Below are 20781 nucleotides of genomic sequence, written 5' to 3' on the forward strand. Positions count from 1 at the left end.
TCATGATCAAAGATCGCGCCCTCGCGCCGAGGGCGGTCCTCGCGCCGGGCCGGCAGCGGACATTGCAGCCTCTGCCGGGGGCAGGCTTGTGCCCGCGCCCCGGAAGACGGCCGCCCCAAGGTGGGGCGGCCTTATCGGTCAGACCGTGTAGAGCGACCGCAGGCGCTGGATGTCGGCGGCGTCGACGTCCAGTTCCTGATCCAGATAGGCCTCGACCGATCCATAGTCGCGGTCGATGATGTCGAACACGGCCTGAAGATAGCGCGCGTCGACCCCCATGAAGATGGCGCGCACGTCCTCGGGCAATCGCATGAACGCCGCCGCCTGCGGATTGTCGCTGGCCTCGGCCGTCGTCAGGTCAGGACGGTAATACTGGTTGGACAGTTCATAGTCCGCCAGGATGGTCTCGCGCGGCACGCCCAGGGCCGACAGGATCAGGGCCGTGGCCATGCCCGTCCGGTCCTTGCCGGCCGAGCAATGATACAGGACCGCGCCCTCGCCCTTCAGCAGGTCGGCGAACAGGGCGCGCTGCTGCGGACGCTGCATCTTCAGCAGTTCGGGGTAGGAGGCGGCGAAAACCTCCCGCGCCCGATCGGCCGTAACCTCGCCCTGGAACAGGGCGGCGAAGCCCGACATGTCCATCGAATAGTCGAAGGCGGTGATGGCCGGGGCGCCCTCGCCGGTCCAGTCCGTCGGCTGGTCGCGACGTTCGTCGACCGAGCGCAGGTCGTGGATGGAACGCAGGCCGCGCGCTTCCAGCAGGGCCTTGTCATGGGCGGTGAGGTGCGACAGTTCGGCGGTCCGGTAGATCACGTCCCACTTCACCGTACGGCCGTCGGCGGTGCGATAGCCGCCGATGTCGCGGGCGTTCTGAACCCCTTCCAGCGGCAGCAGCCGCTGGTGCGCCGAGGGTTCGGCGGGCGCCGCGGCGGGGGCGGCCTGGCGGGCGATCGCCGCCTGGGCGGGCAGGGCCGCCAGCGTCAGGGCGGCGGCGCAGACAAGCAGTCTCTTCATCTCGAATATCCTTCGTCGGTGGGGATCAGAAGCGGAAGCGCAGGCCCGCCAGGTAGCGACGGCCCACCTGTTCGACCTCGGTCGGATGCAGGGCGTCGCCCTGGTAGGCGACATAGGTCTCGTCGCTGAGGTTGTTGGCGTCGAAATAGACCGAGACGTTGTCGGTGACGGCGTAGCGAACCGACAGGTCCAGGTTCTCGTAGCCGTCGCGCATCTGGTCGCCGAAGCCGGCGAAGCTGAGGGTGTCGATCCACTCCGAACGCCACTGATAGCTGACGCGCGCCGACAGGCCGTGGTTCTCGTAGAAGATCGAGGCGTTGGCGATGGTGTCGGACACGCCGGGGAAGTCGACCGTGCGGCCGTCCGGCGCTTCGAAGTCGCCGCTCAACAGCGACAGGTTGCCCTGGAAGCCGAAGCCGCTCCAGACGCCCGGCAGGAAGACGAACTGCTGCAGATAGGCGATCTCCACGCCGTACAGCTTGCCCTCGCCCCCGTTCAGGGTGGTGACGTAGTCATAGCCGGTCCGGTCCAGGCCCGGGGCGTCGAACAGGTCGTCCTCGACCACGGTCTGGCTGTCGAACAGAACGTTGTCGACGTTGCGGTAGAAGCCGCTGACCGAGGCCAGGCCCGCGCCCGGCAGATACCATTCCAGAGAGGCGTCGCCGCCCCAGGTGCGCTCCGGCTCCAGATAGGGGTTGCCGGCGCTGACCGTCTCGCCGGTGTCGTCGATCGAGGCGCTGGTGCGCACCACCGAGAAGGACGGGCGGGCGATCCCCGTCTGGGCCGACAGGCGCAGCAGGATGTCGTCCGTCAGGTCGAACTTCACATTGATGCTGGGGAACAGGCTGGTGTCGTCCTGGCTGGCGTTGACCGGCAGGAAGGTCGTGGGGCTGTCGGGCACGAAGCCGCCGATGTCCTGCGACAGGTGTTCGACCCGCAGACCCGCCACGATCTGGGCCGGGCCGGCCTGGAACTTGGCCATGGCGTAGCCGGCGAACAGGTCCTCGCCGATCGTGTAGAGGCCGTTGGGCGCCGTCAGGTTGGCGGGATCGTACAGGCCCGCGCCCTCGAGCGCCGTCAGGATGCCGTCGATGTCGCGGCGCATGGCGACGTTGTCGACCCAGTTGATCCGGAAGCCCAGCGGAAAGCCGGTGTCCCAGGGCCGGTCGGTGACGTAGTCGGCCGCATTGAACGTCAGGCCGACCCGGGGCAGCAGCGCCGGCAGCATCAGGACCGAGGTCTGGCTGATCGCCGAACCCCTGACCTCGCGGCTGTCGTACTCGACGCCGGCCGACATCTCGACCGACCGGCCGCCCCAGTCGAAGGTCCGCGTCGCGTCGATCTTGTAGACCCAGCTCTCGGTGTTCACCGCGCTGGTGATCGGGATCATCAGGTTCAGGGTCGGATCGCCCTGGCGCAGGCTGTCGCGGGCCGGGCCGCGAGCCAGGCCGCCGGCCCCCGCGACCGTATCGTACAGGGTGACGATGGGCAGGTTCGGATCGGACCGGTCATAGCTGAGCGACGGCGACGTCAGCGGATTGACCCACATCTGCCGCATCATCGGCAACCAGGTCGTGTTTTCGGTCTCGGTATAATTGATCCGCCAGCTCAGATCCCAGTCGGCCATGCGGTGGTCGCCGCCCAGGGTGCTGATCCAGTTGTCGTTGCGATATTCGCCGTAGTTGAAGGCGCCCGTGACCGGCACGCCGACCAGGTCGCCTGCATCCGCGCCAATCGTTCCACTGACCGCGTCAGCCAACTCCAGCACATACTGGTTGCGCTCCTCGTCGTCGTTGAAGTTCGAATACAGGGTCTTGAAGAACAGCTCGTGGCCGTCCGCCGGGCGGAAGGCCAGGCCCAGCATGGCCGCCTCGCTGGAGCGGGTGACGCGATAGCTGCGGATGTCGAACGCCTCGGGCAGGCCGGTGTCGGCGTCATAGGAGAATTCGCGGTTGTCGGTGATCTGCTCGCGCTCATAGTGCGAGGCCGCCGCCATGACGCCGAAGCGGTCGTTGGACCACGACCCGCGCAGGGCGGCCTGCTCCTGCGGTCCGCCGCCCAGGTCCATCTCCCCGTATCCCAGGTCGCCTTGCGCGTGGAAGCCGCGCCGCTCGAACGGCGAGAAGGTGCGCAGGTTGACGCGCGCCAGGATGGCCTCGCCCGGCAGGTCCGGGGTCAGCGACTTGTTGACCTCCAGCGCGCTCAGGATCACGGCCGGGACGGCGTCGAAGCGGAAGGCGCGCGACACGCCGCCCTCGTCCACGCCGATGATGTTGACGCCGTCCACCGACACGCTGGTCCAGCGGTTCGGGCCGCCGCGCACCTGCAGATAACGTTCCTGTCCCTGGTCGCGCTGGACGGCGACGGCTGGCAGGCGGGCCAGGGCGGCCGCCGAGTTCTGGTCGGGGAACTGGCCGACGGTGTCGGCGGCGATGACGTTGATCAGGTTGTCGGCGTTGCGCTGCTGGTTCAGGGCGGCGCGCTGGCTGCCGACGATCGGCGAGGCGGTCACGACGATGTCGTCGACGGTCTGGGTGTCGATCTGCGCCTGGGTTTCGGCCGCGGTCTGGGCCTGAACGGCGCCGGACGCCACCAGCGCCAGGGCGGCGACCCCGACGCCAAGCGCGGATTTGGACACGTAGGAAGAACGGATGAGAGACATGGCGACACCCCCTGTCGACGATTGGATGAGGCCGTCTAGAAGGTTTGTTTCGCAGAATTAGAACAGTTGTTCTGTCGATCTGCGACCGTATTGCGACGGTTGGGCGACGCGACACTCCGCCCGTTGCCGCGGGCGCGGGAACAGGGCACACAGACGATGTGCCGTTGTCGTCAGAACCCGTCATTACTTCGCCTGCCTCGTCCAACCGACGGGCGACCGATCTCGTCGACGCCTTTCTGCTGGAGATGGCCGAATCGGGCCCCGCCGGCGCCACCGCCCGCAGCGTCGGGGCGCGTGCCGGCGTCTCAGGGTCCGCGATCAACTATCATTTTGGTTCGATAGAACGACTGTACGGTTCGGCTCAGGCTGAGGCTGTCCGGCGCGCCTCCCTGTGGCTGGACCAGCGATTGAACGATGTCGCTGCGGGCGAGCCCTGGCCGTTCGAAGCCTTTCCCGCCTTCGCGGCCGACCTGATCGATTCCTGGAGCGACGCGCCGGTTCTGGCCCAGGCCGAGGCCTCGGCCTTTCTCCAGGCGGCCTGGGAACCGTCCGAGGCCGCCGCCGCATGGCTGCGGCTGTGGGACGCCTTCTGGGCGCGCGCCCTGCCGCGCTTCTCGCTGGACGCGGATCACGGCTCGATCGTCGCCGCCGTGCTGCATTCCGAAAGGCTGGGCCACCTGGTGCGCTGGCGGCGACCCCATGACCGCGCCGGCCTTGAGGAAGTCTGCGCCCGCCTGGTCGGGCGGGTGACCGGCGATACGGCTCTGCTGGCGCGCCAGACGCCGTGGCGCGAGGGCGCAGAGGCCCTGTCGCGGCAGGCCGTGGACTTTCCGGTCCTGGCGCCCGCCGCCGCCCGCATCGCGGAGTCGGTGGTCGCGGCGGTCGACGAAGGGGGCGAGGCGGCCCTGACCCACCGCGCCGTCGCCGCCGCCGCCGGGGTCAGCCTGGGCGCCGTGACCCATCATTTCCCCACGCGGACCGCGCTGGCCGAGGCCGGCTACGCCTGGCTCTACGACAGCATCGTCCAGTCCGCCCGGCGCGCGGGCGTCGGCCAGGCCGACCACGGCGACATCGGGGCGCACATCCTGTCCTTCCTCGACATCGGTCGCGCGGCGCCGCGGTCACGGGCGCTGGAGGTCTTCTTCCTGGCGGCCACGCGCGATCCCGCCCTGTCGAACTTCGCCGCCCGCGTGCGTTACAGCCGGGGCCTGGGCACATGGGGCTTTCTTCGCGAACAGGCGCCGCATCTCACGCGACTGGACGCTCTGCTCATCTCGCACTGGACCGCAGGCGCCGGCCGGGCGATCGCGGCGGATCCAGGCTTGGACGACAGGGTCAGAGCCGCCCTGCTGAAGGCCAACGACATCTTCGCGCGGTAGGCCGTTCGACGATCGACCCGCGAAACCCTGTGCGCCGGAGCCGCGCCAAGAGGCCAGCAGCGGTCATCGTCATTCGCCGGACGGGGGACCGGTCCGAGCATCATTCCGCCGTCGATGACATAGTCGGAGCCCGTGATGAACGCCGAGGCTTCCGAGGCCAGGAACAGGACAAGGCGCGTGACCTCGGCCGGCTCCCCCATGCGCGGCGTCGCGAAGGGCGCGGCGGAGAAGTGGTCGCTGACGGGGACTTCGCCCGCCCGCAGGGGTTGGGTGATCAGCGGCGTGTCGATGACGCCCGGGCTGATGGAATTGACCCTGATCCCGTCACGAGCCAGTTCCAGGGCGGCGGTCTGGGTCAATCCTCGCACCCCCACTTGCTCGACACATAGGGGGCGATCATCGGCGTCCCGACATGACCCGAGGTGGAGGCGATATTGATGATCGCGCCGCCGCCCGCCCGCTTCAGCGACGGCGCCGCCGCCCGAACGCCCAGGTAGGGACCCTTCAGATTGACCGCGATGACGTGGTCCCAATCCGCGGGGTCGCTGTCCGCGATCGACGCCGACGGGGCCAGGACGCCCGCGTTGTTGACGAGGATCGAGATCGGTCCGAAGCGGCTTTCCGCCTGCTTGACTGCGGCGTCCCAGTCCGAGGCGACCGACACGTCGAGCGTGATGAAGAGGGCTTGTTCGCCCAGGTCATCGGCCAGCGCGCGCCCGCTCTCCTCTCGAACGTCGGCCAGGACCACCTTGGCGCCCTCGCTCGCGAACCCGCGCGCGTGAGAGGCGCCCTGGCCCCCGGCCGCGCCCGTGATCAGCACGGTCCGCCTTCAAAGCGTCTCATCGTTCGATCCTTTCCTGTGAACCTGCTGATGGGCGGGGGCAGGGGACCATCGCCCCCGGCGCCGCCGTCGCTCGCCGCCTCAGCTCTGATCGGCGGAGCGGGCGATGTCCTGCCGCAACTGGTCGACCTTCGCGCCGGCCCACCGCCGGGCGTCGTCCCCGAACACCAGCCGCGACGGCGTCTCGTCCTGCGAAGCCAACGCCACGATCCGCGCGGCGAGCGCCTTGGGATCGCCGGGCTGGGCGCCGTTGGCCTGGTCCACGAACGCGCGATGCTGCGCGACCGCCTCGGCGTAGTCGGAAATCTGGATGCCGCCGAAGCTCGCCGACTTGCCGTCCATGAACTCCGTGCGCAGCATTCCCGGCTCGACCAGAAGCGAGCGGACGCCCAGGGGCGCCAGCTCCTGCGCAAAGCCCTCCATCCACCCTTCGAGCGCGAACTTCGACGCCGAATAGACCGATCCCCCGCCGTTGGAGACCACGCCGCTGACCGACGAGATGGTGACGATCAGGCCCGACCGCCGTCCCCGCATATGAGGAACGACCGCGCGGGCGACCGACATGGCGCCGAACAGATTGACCTCGAACTGACGCCGCACGGCGGCGTCGGTGAAGGTCTCGAAGAAGCCCAGTTCCGCATAGCCGGCGTTGTTGACCAGCACATCGATCGCGCCGAACCGTTCGAGGGCCTCGGCGACGACGGCGCGCGCGGCCTCGGCGTCTGTGACATCCAGCGCCAGGACGTGCAGGCGATCAGGATCGTCCACGAAGGCGTCGCGCACCGCTTCGGCGGACCGCGCCGTCGCGACCACCGTCTGGCCGGCGTCGAGCGCGGCGCGCGTGATCTCGCGCCCCAGCCCTCGGCTCGCGCCCGTCACCAGCCAAACCTTGCCCATCGCCTGCTCCTTGATCCGCGACATCGGAGTCATTTAAGTAGGCGTATTAATCTATCGGAATAACCAGCTAATCAGTAACAGGGCCCAGTAGCGGAGGTCATCAATGCGTCCGGACCGGTTCGGGGATCTTGCGGTCTTTGCGGCGATCGCCGCCGACCGCAGCTTCACGCGCGCCGCGAGGCGGCTGGGGGTCACGCAGTCGGCGTTGAGCCAGACCATGAAGCGGCTGGAGGGCCAGCTCGGGTTCAGCCTCCTCTCGCGCACGACGCGCAGCGTCGCCCCGACCGCCGCGGGCGAGCGCCTGCTCGCCACCCTGGCGCCGGCGTTGGCCGGGTTGGACGACGAGATCGAAATCCTGTCCCAGACCCGCGGAACGGCGATCGGGACCGTGCGGATCACCACGGGCAAGCACGCCGCGGACACCGTGTTGTGGCCGATGCTCCCGGCCTTCATGCGCCGCCACCCCGGCATCGAGGTGGAGGTGTGCGTCGAGGATGCAATGACCGATATCGTGGCGGGCCGCTACGACGCCGGCGTCCGGCTCGGCGAGCGATTGGAGAAGGACATGATCGCGCTGCCGATCGGGCCTTCGCTTCGCATCGCGGTTGTGGCGTCCCCGGCCTATCTGGCCGACCATCCGGCGCCGATGAAGCCCGCCGACCTCACGACCCATCGATGCATCGCCTATGGCGACTCGCAGGGCTATCTGTCGCCCTGGTCGTTCGAGCGGAATGGCCACGCGGTGACGGTCACGCCGGGTCGCGGGCCGGTGTTCAACGACGGCGACCTGCTGGCGGCCGCGGCCCTGGAGGGTTTCGGCGTCCTCTATATCCTGGAGGACCTGGTGGCCGCGCCGATCGCCGACGGTCGCCTCATCCGCCTGCTGGAGCCGTGGTGCGAGCCGTTCGCCGGCTATCACCTCTATTATCCGGATCGGCGTGGGACGAGGGCGTTCGAACTGCTCAAGGAGAGCCTCAAAGCCGGCAGGGTCGCATGAAGGCCTGGGCGGCGCGATCCCGTTTCACCGATATCCGCTGAGCCTGACCTCGCGCGCCAAGGATTCCGCAGCGGGGATCATACGACGGTGTAGATCAACTGGTCGCCTGCCTTCGCCTTCGCCTTGACGTAGCTGAGCCGGCTCATGCCGGTGAGGTCGGAGAAGTCGCGGTCGAGGTGGGCCTGGTCGTGGTATTCGAGGAACGGGTCTTCCGGCGACGCGCCGGTCCACGGTCGGGGGTGGATCGACTGCAACACGCGTTGCAACCGGGCAAGCCGAAGAAGGCGCTTGGGCGAGCAGCCCACCTCGCGATTGAAGGCCTTGCTCAAGCCGCGAGGCGTGACGCCGATGGACCGCGCGATATCCGTAACGGGCGCCCGCAGGGTTCCCAACACGATGCGATCCGTCAAGGCGACGATCGGAGGAACCGCGCCGGCGGGACTTTCGAAACGACGCCTGATCCACGCGCTGGCCACCCGTTGCCGGGCCGGGAAGTCTTCGGCCTTGAGCAGCGGGCCCGTCAACGTTCGGTCGGCATGGGCGTCGATCGTCGCTAGGGTGATGCGCCGGCCGGAAAGCTGGGCCAGTTGACGGCCTGACAGCGTCACGGCTCCGTATCCGGTCAAGAAGATCAGGAACACCAGGGCTGGGGCGTCAGTCCAGGCCAGGGAGGAGGTCACGACGGGGCCCCAAAGGGCCGCGCGCGGCGCTGGCCCGACCCCTGCCAGATGATAGTCTCCTCCCATCATGAACTGAAGCGCCGGGCTGGGCATCGGCAACTCGCGCATCGCGCTGAAGGCGCGAAGGTCGCGCCGCTCTCCGAAGCCGATCACCCACGGCGCGAGGTCGGGCGGCGACGGCGCGAAGACAAAGCTCATGGCATGGCGGCCTTTCGTCGGGGCGGTTCCGATTTCTACATGGCCCAGGCCGGCGGCTGGCTTAATTCGGCGAAAGGTTTCCCGGAGGATGTCTCATGCGTATCGCCCTGATCGCCGGATGTGCGACCCTGCTGGCGGCGCCCGTCGCTGGACAGGATATGCAGACGTGGCTGTTGTCGGTCGATCGGTGGGGAAATGCGGAACACGACATCCTGACGCTGGAGGGCGAGGGGAAGACGCTGTCGGGAACGTTCGGTTCATGGCCGCTCAGCGGCCGTCAGGATGGCGATCAGGTAAGTTTCACCGCCCTCGACACGCACGGCGTCGCCTATCGATTCGAAGGTGCGATGACGGGGGACGCTCTGACCGGCTGGGCCGACTATCCCGACACCAGCAACACGGGACCTCGCGTTCGACATGCCGCCCGCGGCGTTCGATTGCAGATGCCGACGGGCGAGCCGAGGCGTCGAACCTATGACCCGACGAGCTTCTCCAACACCTTCACGGCCGACCTGCCGCCGGCGATGATCATCCAGCCGGGGGACGTCGTGGCGACGCGCACGATCGATTCCGGCGGCGTCGACGAGAAGGGCCAGGTCGTCGCCCTGTACGGAAATCCGCAGACCGGACCCTTCTTCGTCGCCGGCGCGAAACGGGGCGACATCCTGGCGGTCCACATTCGTCGGCTGGAGCTGAACCGAGACTACGCCGACAGCCTCGACGGCGTGACGGGCCGGGCCATGTCCTTGGGTCTGGCGTCACGGTCCGCTGATCTGGGCCGGCGCGTCCGCTGGCGGCTGGACCGCGAGGCCGGGACGGCGCGGCTCGACGATCCGCCCGAAGGCCTGAGGAATTATGTCGTCCCTGTCCGGCCGATGCTCGGCGGCTTGGGCGTCGCTCCCGACTTCGGGCTCGCGGCGCAATCGGCCGGCGACACCGGAAGATGGGGCGGCAACATGGATTTCAACCAGATCGGCGAAGGGGCGACGATCTACCTGCCTGTGTTCCAGCCCGGCGCCATGCTTTTCCTCGGCGACGGCCACGCGCTGCAGGGCGACGGCGAAACCACCCAATGGGCCCTGGAGACCTCGCTGGATGTCGAGTTCAGCGTCGACGTTCTTCCGAGCAAGCCGATGGCGGCGCCCCGCATCGAAACCGCCGACCGGATCACCGTCCTCGGTCAGGCGCCGTCGCTGGACGAGGCGGCGCGAACGGCGACCGCGGCCATGATCCAGTGGCTGGAGCAGGACTATGGCCTGAGCGTCTCAGAGGCCTCGCTGATCCTCGGCACGGCCGCCGAGTATCGCGTGGCGACGCTTGCCGGGCGAAACGCGGGCTTGGCGTTGAGTCTGGATAAGTCTCGTTTGGCTGCCTTGAAGTGAGGCGCGACTTCGCGCCACGTCGAGGGCAAACAGACGATATCTCCCGCCGCTCGCGAGATGAGTCTCATTATCGTATTTCGATAAACGCCCGGTGTCGTGCCCGGACAGTCGGCGCCGATCAAAAAATCAGCCATCCGGTCTCGCGCAGTCGTCGGACCCGTAATGTCGATCGCGAGCGGCCTGGCTTCTGGTCGATGCTGCTTCGCATGGCCGGGCGAACTGCTGGCCATAACAAGCGCATCGGCCCAGGCAAGCCAGCGTTCAGCGCGTCGCGGCGATGAATTCGCTCGCGCGGCGAGAGACCAGGGTCGGGGAATCGCCGGGCTTGAAGATCGCGGAGCCGATGCCGAACCCGGAGGCGCCGCACAGTCTCCAAAGCTCGATCGTGTCGGGTTGAACGCCGCCGACGACGAAGACGCGGGCGGATCCCGGCAGGACGGCGCGGAGCGCTTTCAAGCCTTTCGGCGTGGCGACCTCGGCCGGAAACAGTTTCAACGCGTCCGCCCCCGCGTGCAGAGCCGCGAAGGCTTCCGACGGCGTGAAGAAGCCCGGCAGGGACAACAGGCCCAGGCGTTTCGTCTCCCGGATCACGTCGACATCGGTATTGGGCGAGATGACAAGCTGCCCGCCTGCGTCGGCCACCTGGCGTACGGCGGCGACGTCGAGCACCGTGCCGGCGCCGACCAGCGCGCGGCCGTCCAGCGCCTGGCGCAGGCGGCGGATGCTTTCCAGCGGCTCGGGCGAGTTCAGCGGCACTTCGAGACAGCGGAAGCCGGCGTCGACGATCGCCTCGCCGATCTCGACCGCCTCGTCCGGTTTCAGGCCGCGCAGGATGGCGATCAGGGGCGGGGCGTCCAGGCTTTCGACGGCGACGGGGATCATCGGGACAGGACCTCGCGGATGCGCCACAGGCCCTGGGCCGTGGCGGAGGCGGCGTCCGCGACGCGGACGTTCTGGAAGCCGCCCTGGGCGAGGGCGGCGGCGTAGCGGCGGCACAGGGGGCGGCGCCGATGAGGATGACGGGGCGGTCGTTCATGTCGGCCTGGGCGGCGACTTCGGCCCCGATCAGCAATCCCGACAGATAGTCGGCCGCAGACTCTGTCGAAAGTCGTCCCGCGAGGCCTTCCACGCGAACGGAAAACAGGGCGGCGGTGGGGGCTGGGTCGTTCAGGGCGCGTCCTACACCCCTGGCGAAGGCGTCGTCGTCCCCGCCGGGATCGCCCATGCCGGCGCCCAGGATCGTGCCCTTGCGGACGGCCGCGAACAACTCGCCGGTCAGGAAGGTGCGCAAGCCGTCGATCCCGCCCCGACGGGTTCGGATCCATTTGCTGTGGGTGCCGGGGGCGACGACGAGGGCGTCCTCAAGCGCGTCGAGGCCGAAGACCTGGGTCTCCTCGCCACGCGCCACGTCCGCAAGCGCGCCGTTCTCGAACACGGCGACGCCGGGCACGAGGCGGACGCCGGGGGCGTCCTGGGGGCTGGCCACGGCGGCGGCCAGATCCTCGATCCCGGCTGGGCAGGGCAGGTAGGGCATCTCGCGCCACCGGCCGCGCGCCCCGGCCATGCCGCTGCACAGAACGGGCAGATCCTGGGTCAGCCAGTCGGCCGCGACGTCCTGGAGCACCGGCAGGAAGGCGTCCTGGGACAGGCCGCCCGCCCCGCGCGGATCGGAGCGGCTGTCCAGGACCCGGCCGCCTTCGGCGATCCGCATGACGCGCAGATTGCTGGTGCCCCAGTCGACGCCGATCAGACGGGCGGGTTCGCTCACGTCACCACCAGATCGAATAGACCAGGATCAGGAAGGCGACGACGCCGACGGCGGCCAGGTTGAAGCCCAGCGACGTCTTGTAGCTGATCTGGTCCAGCTTGATCTTCATCGCGTCCGGCTTGGCCGGGACCAGCAGGGAGACGACCACGGCCGCGATCAGCGAGGCGACGAACACCACGCCGACCCGGTTCATGAAGGGGAAGATGAACTGACCGCTTTCCTGCAGCCACCAGAAGACCGCCGACAGCACCACCGAGCCGATGGCGGCGGTCAGGGCGCCGGCTTCCGACGCCCGTTTCCAGAACAGGCCCAGCATGAAGATGACCACGATCCCGGGAGTGAAGAAGCCGGTGAACTCCTGAATGAACTGGAAGGCCTGGTCGAAGCCGCCCAGCAGCGGACGGGCCGTCAGAATGCCGATGATGACGGCGACGACGGCGGCGATGCGGCCCACAGTGACCAGTCGGTGCTCCGGCACGTCCTTTCGGATCTTGGCGTAGAGGTCCAGGGTGAAGATGGTCGAGATCGAGTTCACCTTGGACGCCAGCGAGGCGATGATGGCGGCGATCGATCAGGGCGGCGAAGACCAGACCCTTAAGCCCGACCGGAAGCAGGTTCATCATGCTGGGATAGGCCTGGTCCGGCGCCGACAGGTTCGGGGCCAGGATCAGGGCGGCCATGCCCGGCAGCACCACGATCACCGGCATCAGCAGCTTCAGATAGGCGGCGAAGGCGATGCCCTTCTGCGCTTCCGGCAGGGACTTGGCGGCCAGGGCGCGCTGGATGATGTACTGGTTGAAGCCCCAGTAGCTGATGTTCATGACCCACAGTCCGCCCAGCAGCACGGCGATGCCCGGCAGTTCCTGATAGTGCGGATTGTCCTTGGACAGGATCATGTCGAACTTGTCCGGAAATTCGGTCAGCAGGGTGTGGAAGCCCGCCACGGCGCCGCCCGCGCCGCCGATGGTCGACAGGGCGATGAAGCCGATGATCAGGCCGCCGCAGACCAGCAGGGCCACCTGGACGATGTCGGTCAGGGCCACGGCCTTCAGCCCGCCCCACAGCTGATAGGCCAGGGCGAAGACGCCGATGGCGACGATGGCGTAGTCCTGATCGAAGCCGGTGACGGTATGGACCGCGATGGCGCCCAGCCACAGGATCGAGGTTACGTTGACGAAGACGTAGAGCAGCAGCCAGAAGACGGCCATGACATTGCGGATCGTCGGCCCGTACCGCTGCTGCAGGAACTGCGGCATGGTGACGATCTCGTTGCGCAGGAAGATCGGCAGGAAGAACTTGCCCACGATCAGCAGGGTCAGGGCCGCCATCCATTCGTAGGAGGCGATCCCCAGGCCGATCACATAGCCCGAACCGCTCATGCCGATGATCTGCTCGGCCGAGATGTTGGCCGCGATCAGGGAGGCCCCGATGGCCCACCAGGGCAGGCTTCTCGAAGCCATGAAGTAGTCGGTGGAGGTCTTCTGTTCGCCGCTCCTGCTGCGCGAGACCCACTGGGCCAGACCGAAAATGAAGATGGCGTAGATCGCCAGGATCGCCAGATCGATGCACGAGCGTCATGATGCAGTTCCCGTCCCTGGACCCGTTTTCGGGTTCCTGCGGCAGTCGTAGGGGAGGCGTCAGACTGTCGCAATCATTTTTTATATATGCCTAATGGTTTTACCCGCGATAATGTGGACCGTATGGTGGAGGCGGCCTTCACCGTGCGACGGCGGATCGCTAGCCTGATCCCGCGAGACAGGATTCCCATGCCCGACCAAGATCAGACCGACGACCGCAAATACCGAGCCCCCGCGCTGGAAAAGGGGCTGGACGTGCTGGAGCTGCTCTCCTCGCAGGGGGAAGCGATGACGCCCTCGCAGATGTCGGCGACCCTGGGGCGGTCGGTCAGCGAATTGTTCCGCATGATCCAGGTGCTGGAGTTCCGGGGCTATATCGAACAGTCCTCGGACGGCTATCGCCTGACCAACCGGCTGTTCACGCTCGGCATGACCCAGGCGCCGATCAAGTCGCTGGTCGATGTGGCCATGCCCGCCATGCGGGACCTGGCCTCAGCGACGATGCAATCCTGCCACCTGGTCGTGCCGTCCGGCGACCAGATCGTGGTCATCGCCCGTATCGAGAGCCCCGGCGATCTCGGCTACTCGGTGCGGATCGGCTATCGCCGCAGCATCCTGCACGCCACCTCGGGGCTGATGTTCTATTCGCGGGCCAACGCGCGGGCGCGCAAGCACCTGCACGATCTCCTGGCGGCCGAACATGGGCAAGCGACCGTCGCCGCATTCGCCGAGCGCGCCATCGCCATGACCCAAGGCGCGCACGTCGAGCGGGCCAGCGATTTCGTCAAGGGCGTGACGGACCTGGTGGCGCCGATCATGGGGTCGGACGGGGTCATCGCCACCCTGATCACGCCCTTCATCGAACAGGTGCCTCTCGCCTGCACCCGCCAGGAGGCCGCGGCGATACTGGTGCGCATCACCGGGGTCATTTCCGACCAGATGGGCGCGGTTTCCCAGGCCTGAGCGCCTCTGATCCGCTCTGGGCGCAGTCCGCCGTTGACAGGAACAATGGCTGTCGCCATTTTCGTTGACGGTAACGGCTTTCATTTGTGAAAGACTGATAGCCGCCGATCAACGGCGGGGCGTCGGGGAGGCGCGCGACATGGCCGCCATCTATTCGGATCTGAAGGATCGGACCGTCGTCGTCTCGGGCGGCGCCGGGGGCATCGGCGAAAGCATCGTCCGCGCCTTTCACGCCCAGGGCGCGCGGGTCGGGATTCTGGACATCGACACGGCGCGCGGCGCCAGGCTGCAGGCCGAACTGGGGCAGGGCGCGCTTTTCGTCGCCTGCGACCTGACCGACATCCCGGCCCTGAAGGCGGCGATCACGGCTGTGCGCGAGGCCTTCGGTCCCATCGACATCCTGGTCAACAACGCGGCGCACGACGAGCGTCACGAGACGCTGGAGGTGACCGAGGACTATTGGGACGGTCGCATGGCGGTGAACCTGAAGCACCAGTTCTTCGCCGCCCAGGCCGTGCTTCCCGACATGAAGGCGTCCGGCAAGGGGGCCATCGTCAACCTGGGGTCGACCTCGTGGGTCATCGGCCAGGGCGGGATGCCGGCCTATACGGCGTCCAAGTCGGCGGTGATCGGCCTGACGCGGTCCCTGGCGCGCGACTTCGGCCCGTTCGGCATCCGGGTGAACGCCGTGGCGCCCGGCTGGATCATGACCGAGCGCCAGCTGCAGCTTTGGGTCACGTCCGAAACCGAAAAAGAAATCTACGCCAACCAGTGCCTCAAGCGCCGGCTCGTGCCCGACGACATCGCCAGGGTCGTGGTCTTCATGTGCTCGGACGAGGCCGGGGCGATCACCAACCAACACTATGTCGTCGACGGCGGCTGGACCTGAAATGACCGACACTCCCCCAAGACGCTGCGCAGCCGCGCCTGGTTCGACAATCCGGAAAACCCGGACATGACGGCCCTCTATCTGGAGCGCTATCTGAACTACGGCCTGACCCGCAAGGAACTGCAGTCGAACAAGCGATCATCGGCATCGCCCAGACCGGGTCCGACCTCTCCCCCTGCAATCGCCATCACCTGGTTCTGGCCGAACGCGTTCGCGAAGGCATTCGCGAGGCCGGCGGCATCGCCATGGAATTCCCGGTCCATCCGATCCAGGAGACGGGCAAGCGCCCCACCGCCGGGCTGGACCGCAACCTGGCCTATCTGGGCCTTGTGGAAAGCCTTTACGGCTATCCGCTGGACGGGGTTGTGCTGACCATCGGCTGCGACAAGACCACGCCCGCCTGTCTGATGGCCGCCGCCACGGTGGACATCCCCGCCATCGCCCTGTCGGTCGGACCGATGCTGAACGGCTGGCACAGGGGCGAGCGCACCGGCTCGGGCACCATCATCTGGAAGGCGCGCCAGATGATGGCCGCCGGCGAGATCGACTATGACGGCTTCATCGAACTGGTCGCCTCGTCCGCGCCGTCGGTCGGCTATTGCAACACCATGGGCACCGCGACGACGATGAACTCGCTGGCCGAGGCGCTGGGCATGTCCCTGCCGGGATCGGCCGCCATCCCCGCGCCCTATCGCGAACGCGCCCAGATCGCCTACGAGACCGGCCTGCGCATCGTCGAGATGGTGCGCGAGGACCTGAAGCCTTCGGACATCCTGACGAAGGAAGCCTTCCACAACGCCATCGTGGTCAACTCGGCCATCGGCGGTTCGACCAACGCCCCGATCCACCTGACCGCCCTGGCGCGCCACGCGCACGTCGACGTGCCGTTGCAGGACTGGCAGACGGAAGGCCTGCATGTGCCGCTGCTGGTCAATCTCCAGCCCGCCGGCGACTATCTGGGCGAGGATTACTTCCATGCCGGCGGCGTGCCCGCGGTGGTCGCCGAGTTGATGAAACAGGGGCTGATCCGCGAGAACGCCATGACCGTCTCGGGCCGGTCCATCGGCGACAACTGCCGGGACGCCGAGATCGTCCTGCCCGATGTGATCAAGACCTTCGACGCCCCGATGAAGACCGACGCCGGCTTCGTCGTCTTCTCCGGCAATCTGTTCAGCTCGGCCGTCATGAAGCTGAGCGTGATTAGCGACGAGTTCCGCGAACGCTATCTGTCCAACCCCGACGACCCGAACGCCTTCGAAGGTCCGGCGGTCGTGTTCGACGGACCCGAGGATTATCACCACCGGATCGACGACGAGAGCCTGGGGATCACCGAACAGACCCTGCTGTTCATGCGCGGCGCGGGACCCATCGGCTATCCCGGCGCGGCCGAGGTCGTGAACATGCGGCCGCCGGCCTATCTGATCAAGAAGGGCGTCAGCGCCCTGGCCTGTATCGGCGATGGGCGGCAGTCGGGCACCTCGGGATCGCCCTCGATCCTGAACGCCTCGCCCGAGGCGGCGGCGGGGGAAACATCGCCCTGCTGAAGACCGGCGACCGGGTGCGGATCGATCTGAACACCGGCCGGGCCGACATCCTGATCTCCGACGAGGAACTGGCCGAACGCCGCACCGCCTTCGAGGCGGCTGGCGGGTACAGATATCCGGCCTCCCAGACGCCGTGGCAGGAGATGCAACGGGCCGTGGTCGGTCAGTTGGAGACGGGCGCCGTGCTGGAGCCGGCGATCAAATATCACCGCATCGTCGACCGGTTCGGCCTGCCGCGCGACAATCACTGATCGGATGAAAAGCAGGGAAGGGGGCGGCGTCGGCCGCCCCCTTCTTGGTCAGCGCGGGACGATGCGGATCGCCGCCCCGCCGCTGGGCTTCAGCGCCAGGGTCAGGACCGTCGAGGCGTCCACCGCCTGGGTCGATCGGGTCGTCCGGTCCGGCGCGTCCGCGTCGGCGTAGAGGGTCGCCTCGAAGCGTCCGCGCCCCAGAAAGTCCAGGGGCAGGCTGATGGTGCGGCCGGCGTCGTCGGTCATGGCCCCCACATACCAGTCGCGCCCCTTGCGGCGGGCCAGGACGATCGACCGCCCGATCTCGCCCGCGATGAAGCGGGTCTCGTCCCAGGTTGTCGGAACCTGGCCGATGAAGGCGGTTTCCGGCTGGCCGGCATAGGCGTCCGGGGTGTCGGCGACCGTCTGCAGAGGGCTTTCATAGACCACGAACATCGCCAGGCCGTGGGCGCGCGTGGTCATGACCGTCGGCAAGAGGAAGCGGTCGCGGAAGGTCTCGGGCGTCTGGTTGCCAAATCCGCCCGGCGTGTAGTCCATCGGCCCCAGCAGCATCCGGGTATAGGCCAGGGTCACATTGTGCCCGGCCGTGATCCGGCGGGACCATTTGTTGTTCTCGGCGCCCAGAACGCCTTCCTGGGTGATGAAGTTGGGATAGGTCCGCGCCAGGCCGGTCGGATGGAAGGCGCCGTGCAGATTGACCATCAGGCGATGCTCCGCCGCCCGGCCCAGCAGGCGATGGTACCAGTCGACCATCACCTGATCGTCGCGGTCCATGAAGTCGACCTTGATCCCGGCGATCCCCCAGGCCTGGTATTGGTCCAGGGCGGCGTCGAACTGGGCGTCCAGCGCCTTCCAGTTCAGCCACAGGAACAGGCCCACGCCCCGGTCGCGGCCATAGGCGACCAGTTCGGGAATGTCGATCTCGGACACGGTGCGGGTCACGTCGACCCCGGGCCGGACCACGCCGCCGCCGCCGGCGCCGCGATACCAGCCCTCGTCGATGGTGACGTATTGCAGGCCATTGGCCGCCGCGAAGTCGATGAAGGCCTTGAAGGTGGCGGTGTTCATGCCGCTGTCGAGCACGGCCGAAATCTTGCCGCCGTTCCACCAGTCCCAGGCCGACTTGCCCGGCCTGACCCAGGCGGCGTCGAAGGCGGCGGGGGCGCTGAGGTCGGTGATCAGGGTCGATTCGATCAGGTCTCCGGCGCGGTCGCCGACCATGACCACGCGCCAGGGCGTCGTGAGGTCCCGGCCGACCCGGGCGGTCGCCACGACGGCGGGGACGCCGTCCGGCGCGTCGGGACGCGGCGCCAGCTTGGCCTGGACGCCCAGGCCGCCGTCCCCCGCCCCGCCAGATAGAGACCGGGATAGTCCTTCAGGTCCGCCTCGGCGATGGCGAAGGCCGGGCCGCCCGCCGCGGTCTCGCACACCAGAGGCGCGTCATAGGCGTTGTATTCGCGGATGCGCGAGGCGGCGATCGGATCGAACTCGCCTTCGTGGCTGGAGTTGAAGCGGCCCAGATTCAGCCCCCAGCAGCCAAAGTCGGCGGGGAAGGCGAACGTCGTATTCTCCGCCACCACGCCCAGGGGCCCGCTGTCCGAGGCCGGCAGACGATAGCGGAAGGCCACGCCGTCGTCATAGGCGCGCAGCACCAGGTCCACGGCCGGCGCATGCAGCACCATTTCGCGATACCGGACCCGCACATGCGAAGCGCGACCCAGCAGGGGGTAGTCTTCGACGCCGGTGGTCGCCGGCGCGGCGGTGAACCGGGTCCCGGCGGCGCCGGGCCTGGATCCGTCCGACAGGGCCAGGCCCACCGTTGAGGGAGCGATCAGCATCCGGCCGTCGCGCGACACCGACAGGGCCGGCGCGCCGTCCACCGTCTCGACGCGGATAGAAAGTCGACCGTCGGGCGAGGAGAGGGCGGCCGGATCGGCCTGCGCCGCGGACGCCGCCAGCATGGCCAGGGCGACGCCGCACGTCAGTCGGGCGAGCGAACGGGTCATGCGGGCTCCTTGGCCGCGGGGGCGTCCGCGCGGCAGTGTCTGTCGATGAACTGCTGGTGGGGCGGCATGGCCGACACGCCGTTGCGGATGACGGCGCGGATCTGGGCCAGGCGGGCGGCCATCTCGGCCGCCGGGCTCTGGTCGGCCATCGGGTCGTGGCCTTCGGGCGTGATCCCCTGGCCCAGCATCACGGCGACCCAGCTGGTGTGGGCGAACAGGTCCTCGTGCCGGCCCATCACCCGCCCGCGCGAGCGGAACAGGTCGATCCTCTCCTTCAGGCTGTCGGGGATTTCGGTGGCGCGCACATGACGCCAGAACTCGGAATCGTCCCGTTCTCCGACGTGGTAGTGCAGGATGATGAAGTCGCGGGCGTGCTCGTACTCCTCGCGCATCAGGCTGTTGTATTTGTCGATGTCGGCCTGGTCGAAGCGCCGGTCCGGGAACAGGGACATCAGGGTCGTCACCCCGCTCTGGATCAGGTGGATGCTGGTCGATTCCAGCGGTTCCAGGAAGCCGGACGCCAGGCCCAGCGAGACGACGTTCTTGTTCCACGCCTTCTTGCGTCGTCCGGTCACGAAGCGCAGCGGGCGGGGATCGGCCAGGGGCTTGCCGTCCAGGTGGGTCAGCAGGGTGTCGCGCGCCGCCTCCTCCGTGGTGAAGGCGCTGGCGTAGACATGGCCGTTGCCGGTCCTGTGCTGCAGCTGGATCCGCCACTGCCAGCCCGCGTCATGGGCGGTGGAGCGGGTGTAGAGGGTCGGGGCGCCGACCGCCTCGCACGGCACGGCCAGGGCCCGGTCCATCGGCAGCCAGCGGGACCAGTCCTCGTATCCGGTCTTCAGCGCCTGTTCGATCAGCAGGCCCCGAAAGCCGGAGCAGTCGATGAACAGGTCGCCCTCGATCCGCCGTCCGTCGTCCAGAACCACGGCCTCGACGAAGCCGCTGTCCGGGTTCAGCGCCACATCGACGATCCTGGCCTCGATCCGGTTCACGCCGCGCGCCATCGCCATCTCGCGCAGGAAGCCGCCGTACAGGCCGGCGTCGAAATGATAGGCGTAGGCCATGCGGGAATGGACATGGCGGGGATCGTCGGACGTCCGGGTGAAGCGGCCCGCCTTCATCGCCATGATCGGCAGGGAATAGGCGTCGATCGCGTCCACGTCCGCCAGACCGCGCAGTCTCAGCCAATGCTGGTGAAAGGCGATCCCGTCCAGATCGGCCCCATAGGCGCCGAAGGGGTGGACGTATTCGTGACCCAGACGGCCCCAGTTCCTGAACTGGATGCCCAGCTTGTAGGTGGCCTGGGTGCGGCGGACGAATTCGTTCTCGTCGACGCCCAGCAGGCGGTTCAGCGTCAGAAGCGGCGGAATGGTCGCCTCTCCGACCCCGACCGTGCCGATCTCGGGCGACTCGACCAGATCGATCTGGGCGTAATCGGCCGCCAGGTTTCTGGAGATCACGGCCGCGGCCATCCAGCCCGCCGTGCCGCCGCCGACGATGACGATCCGTCTGATCCGCTGGTCTTGCGACATTGTGGTCCTCCCCGGCCGCGAACGTCTGACGCGATGCGTGCCGCGCCCTTGTCGTCCTAAAAGATGTTACCGCTACCGAAAACAGTTTTCTTTCTATGAAACTTGTTGCATCCTTGAAAGTGGGTCAAGCGAAACGCGGGCCCGTTTGTCTTGGGAGAGATGCCAGTCCAGCGCGCCTTCAGAGCGCGCGGCGGCATCGGAGGG

At 67.9% G+C, this 20781-nt stretch carries 13 protein-coding genes and 5 pseudogenes; 7 read left to right on the top strand and 11 right to left on the bottom strand.

Translation table 11 applies throughout. The annotated features are described in order from the left end of the window. Nucleotides 1-138: 138 nt before the first annotated feature. Nucleotides 139-1014: a tyrosine-protein phosphatase gene (locus MU852_RS12405; protein WP_249749820.1), complete on the bottom strand. Its 876-nt coding sequence runs from the start codon at nucleotides 1012-1014 to the stop codon at nucleotides 139-141. A gap of 25 nt (nucleotides 1015-1039) precedes the next feature. Then, nucleotides 1040-3676: a TonB-dependent receptor gene (locus MU852_RS12410; protein ID WP_249749821.1), complete on the bottom strand. Its 2637-nt coding sequence runs from the start codon at nucleotides 3674-3676 to the stop codon at nucleotides 1040-1042. A 245-nt stretch (nucleotides 3677-3921) separates the two neighbouring features. Between MU852_RS12410 and MU852_RS18290 the strand changes: the two are divergent. Beyond that, nucleotides 3922-4017 (top strand): annotated as a pseudogene (locus MU852_RS18290) (TetR family transcriptional regulator); the annotation flags it as partial. Nucleotides 4018-4083: 66 nt separating this feature from the next. Beyond that, entirely contained in the window at nucleotides 4084-5055 is a 972-nt protein-coding gene (locus MU852_RS12415; RefSeq protein WP_249749822.1) for a TetR/AcrR family transcriptional regulator, read from the top strand. Between the two features lie 161 nt (nucleotides 5056-5216). On the opposite strand, the pseudogene MU852_RS12420 reads toward MU852_RS12415, so the two are convergent. Together MU852_RS12420 and MU852_RS12425 are read right to left on the bottom strand one after the other, a co-directional pair. Continuing rightward, nucleotides 5217-5875: pseudogene (locus tag MU852_RS12420) on the bottom strand (SDR family NAD(P)-dependent oxidoreductase); the annotation flags it as partial. A 102-nt stretch (nucleotides 5876-5977) separates the two neighbouring features. Next, nucleotides 5978-6817 carry an SDR family NAD(P)-dependent oxidoreductase gene (locus tag MU852_RS12425; protein ID WP_249749824.1) on the bottom strand — a complete coding sequence of 280 codons (840 nt, stop codon included), beginning with the start codon at nucleotides 6815-6817 and terminating at the stop codon, nucleotides 5978-5980. A gap of 79 nt (nucleotides 6818-6896) precedes the next feature. On the opposite strand from MU852_RS12425, the gene MU852_RS12430 reads away from it, so the two are divergent. Beyond that, nucleotides 6897-7790, top strand: a complete 894-nt coding sequence (locus MU852_RS12430) for a LysR family transcriptional regulator (protein WP_249749825.1) — start codon at nucleotides 6897-6899, stop codon at nucleotides 7788-7790. A gap of 77 nt (nucleotides 7791-7867) precedes the next feature. Here MU852_RS12430 and MU852_RS12435 read toward each other — a convergent pair whose 3' ends face one another. Next, nucleotides 7868-8668 (bottom strand): helix-turn-helix domain-containing protein, encoded by an 801-nt coding sequence (locus tag MU852_RS12435; protein WP_249749826.1) that lies wholly within the window; start codon nucleotides 8666-8668, stop codon nucleotides 7868-7870. Between the two features lie 95 nt (nucleotides 8669-8763). Between MU852_RS12435 and MU852_RS12440 the strand changes: the two genes are divergently transcribed. Continuing rightward, on the top strand, nucleotides 8764-10050 hold the full coding sequence (locus MU852_RS12440) for an acetamidase/formamidase family protein (protein WP_249749827.1): 1287 nt from the start codon (nucleotides 8764-8766) through the stop codon (nucleotides 10048-10050). Between the two features lie 261 nt (nucleotides 10051-10311). Here the strand turns inward: MU852_RS12440 and MU852_RS12445 are convergent, their stop codons facing one another. The 3 genes and pseudogenes from MU852_RS12445 to MU852_RS12450 form a co-directional block, all read right to left on the bottom strand. Beyond that, nucleotides 10312-10932 carry a 2-dehydro-3-deoxy-6-phosphogalactonate aldolase gene (locus MU852_RS12445; protein WP_249749828.1) on the bottom strand — a complete coding sequence of 207 codons (621 nt, stop codon included), beginning with the start codon at nucleotides 10930-10932 and terminating at the stop codon, nucleotides 10312-10314. Between the two features lie 178 nt (nucleotides 10933-11110). Then, nucleotides 11111-11761 (bottom strand): annotated as a pseudogene (locus MU852_RS18295) (2-dehydro-3-deoxygalactonokinase); the annotation flags it as partial. A 58-nt stretch (nucleotides 11762-11819) separates the two neighbouring features. Beyond that, nucleotides 11820-13383: pseudogene (locus MU852_RS12450) on the bottom strand (sodium/sugar symporter). Between the two features lie 201 nt (nucleotides 13384-13584). Between MU852_RS12450 and MU852_RS12455 the strand changes: the two are divergent. The 3 genes and pseudogenes from MU852_RS12455 (at nucleotide 13585) to MU852_RS12465 (ending at nucleotide 17042) form a co-directional block, all read left to right on the top strand. Beyond that, nucleotides 13585-14358 (top strand): IclR family transcriptional regulator, encoded by a 774-nt coding sequence (locus MU852_RS12455; protein WP_249749829.1) that lies wholly within the window; start codon nucleotides 13585-13587, stop codon nucleotides 14356-14358. 139 nt (nucleotides 14359-14497) lie between these two features. Next, nucleotides 14498-15247 carry an SDR family NAD(P)-dependent oxidoreductase gene (locus tag MU852_RS12460; protein WP_249749830.1) on the top strand — a complete coding sequence of 250 codons (750 nt, stop codon included), beginning with the start codon at nucleotides 14498-14500 and terminating at the stop codon, nucleotides 15245-15247. Between the two features lie 66 nt (nucleotides 15248-15313). Continuing rightward, a pseudogene (locus MU852_RS12465) lies at nucleotides 15314-17042 on the top strand (IlvD/Edd family dehydratase). Nucleotides 17043-17090: 48 nt separating this feature from the next. Here MU852_RS12465 and MU852_RS12470 read toward each other — a convergent pair. From MU852_RS12470 to MU852_RS12480, 3 genes are read right to left on the bottom strand one after another with little or no spacing between them, the layout of a single operon-like run. Beyond that, a complete protein-coding gene (locus tag MU852_RS12470) occupies nucleotides 17091-18314 on the bottom strand; it encodes a glycoside hydrolase family 97 catalytic domain-containing protein (RefSeq protein WP_283843618.1) in 1224 nt (407 codons plus the stop codon). Next, the gene (locus MU852_RS12475) at nucleotides 18236-19048 is read right to left on the bottom strand and encodes a glycoside hydrolase family 97 N-terminal domain-containing protein (protein ID WP_283843619.1); all 813 of its coding nucleotides are present in this window, start codon (nucleotides 19046-19048) and stop codon (nucleotides 18236-18238) included. The genes MU852_RS12470 and MU852_RS12475 overlap by 79 nt, the downstream gene beginning before the upstream one ends. Next, nucleotides 19045-20577 carry a tryptophan halogenase family protein gene (locus MU852_RS12480; protein WP_249749831.1) on the bottom strand — a complete coding sequence of 511 codons (1533 nt, stop codon included), beginning with the start codon at nucleotides 20575-20577 and terminating at the stop codon, nucleotides 19045-19047. Before MU852_RS12480 ends, MU852_RS12475 begins: the two co-directional genes overlap by 4 nt. Nucleotides 20578-20781 lie beyond the last annotated feature (204 nt).

It is taken from the genome of Brevundimonas albigilva (assembly GCF_023503965.1).
Lineage (GTDB): Bacteria > Pseudomonadota > Alphaproteobacteria > Caulobacterales > Caulobacteraceae > Brevundimonas > Brevundimonas albigilva.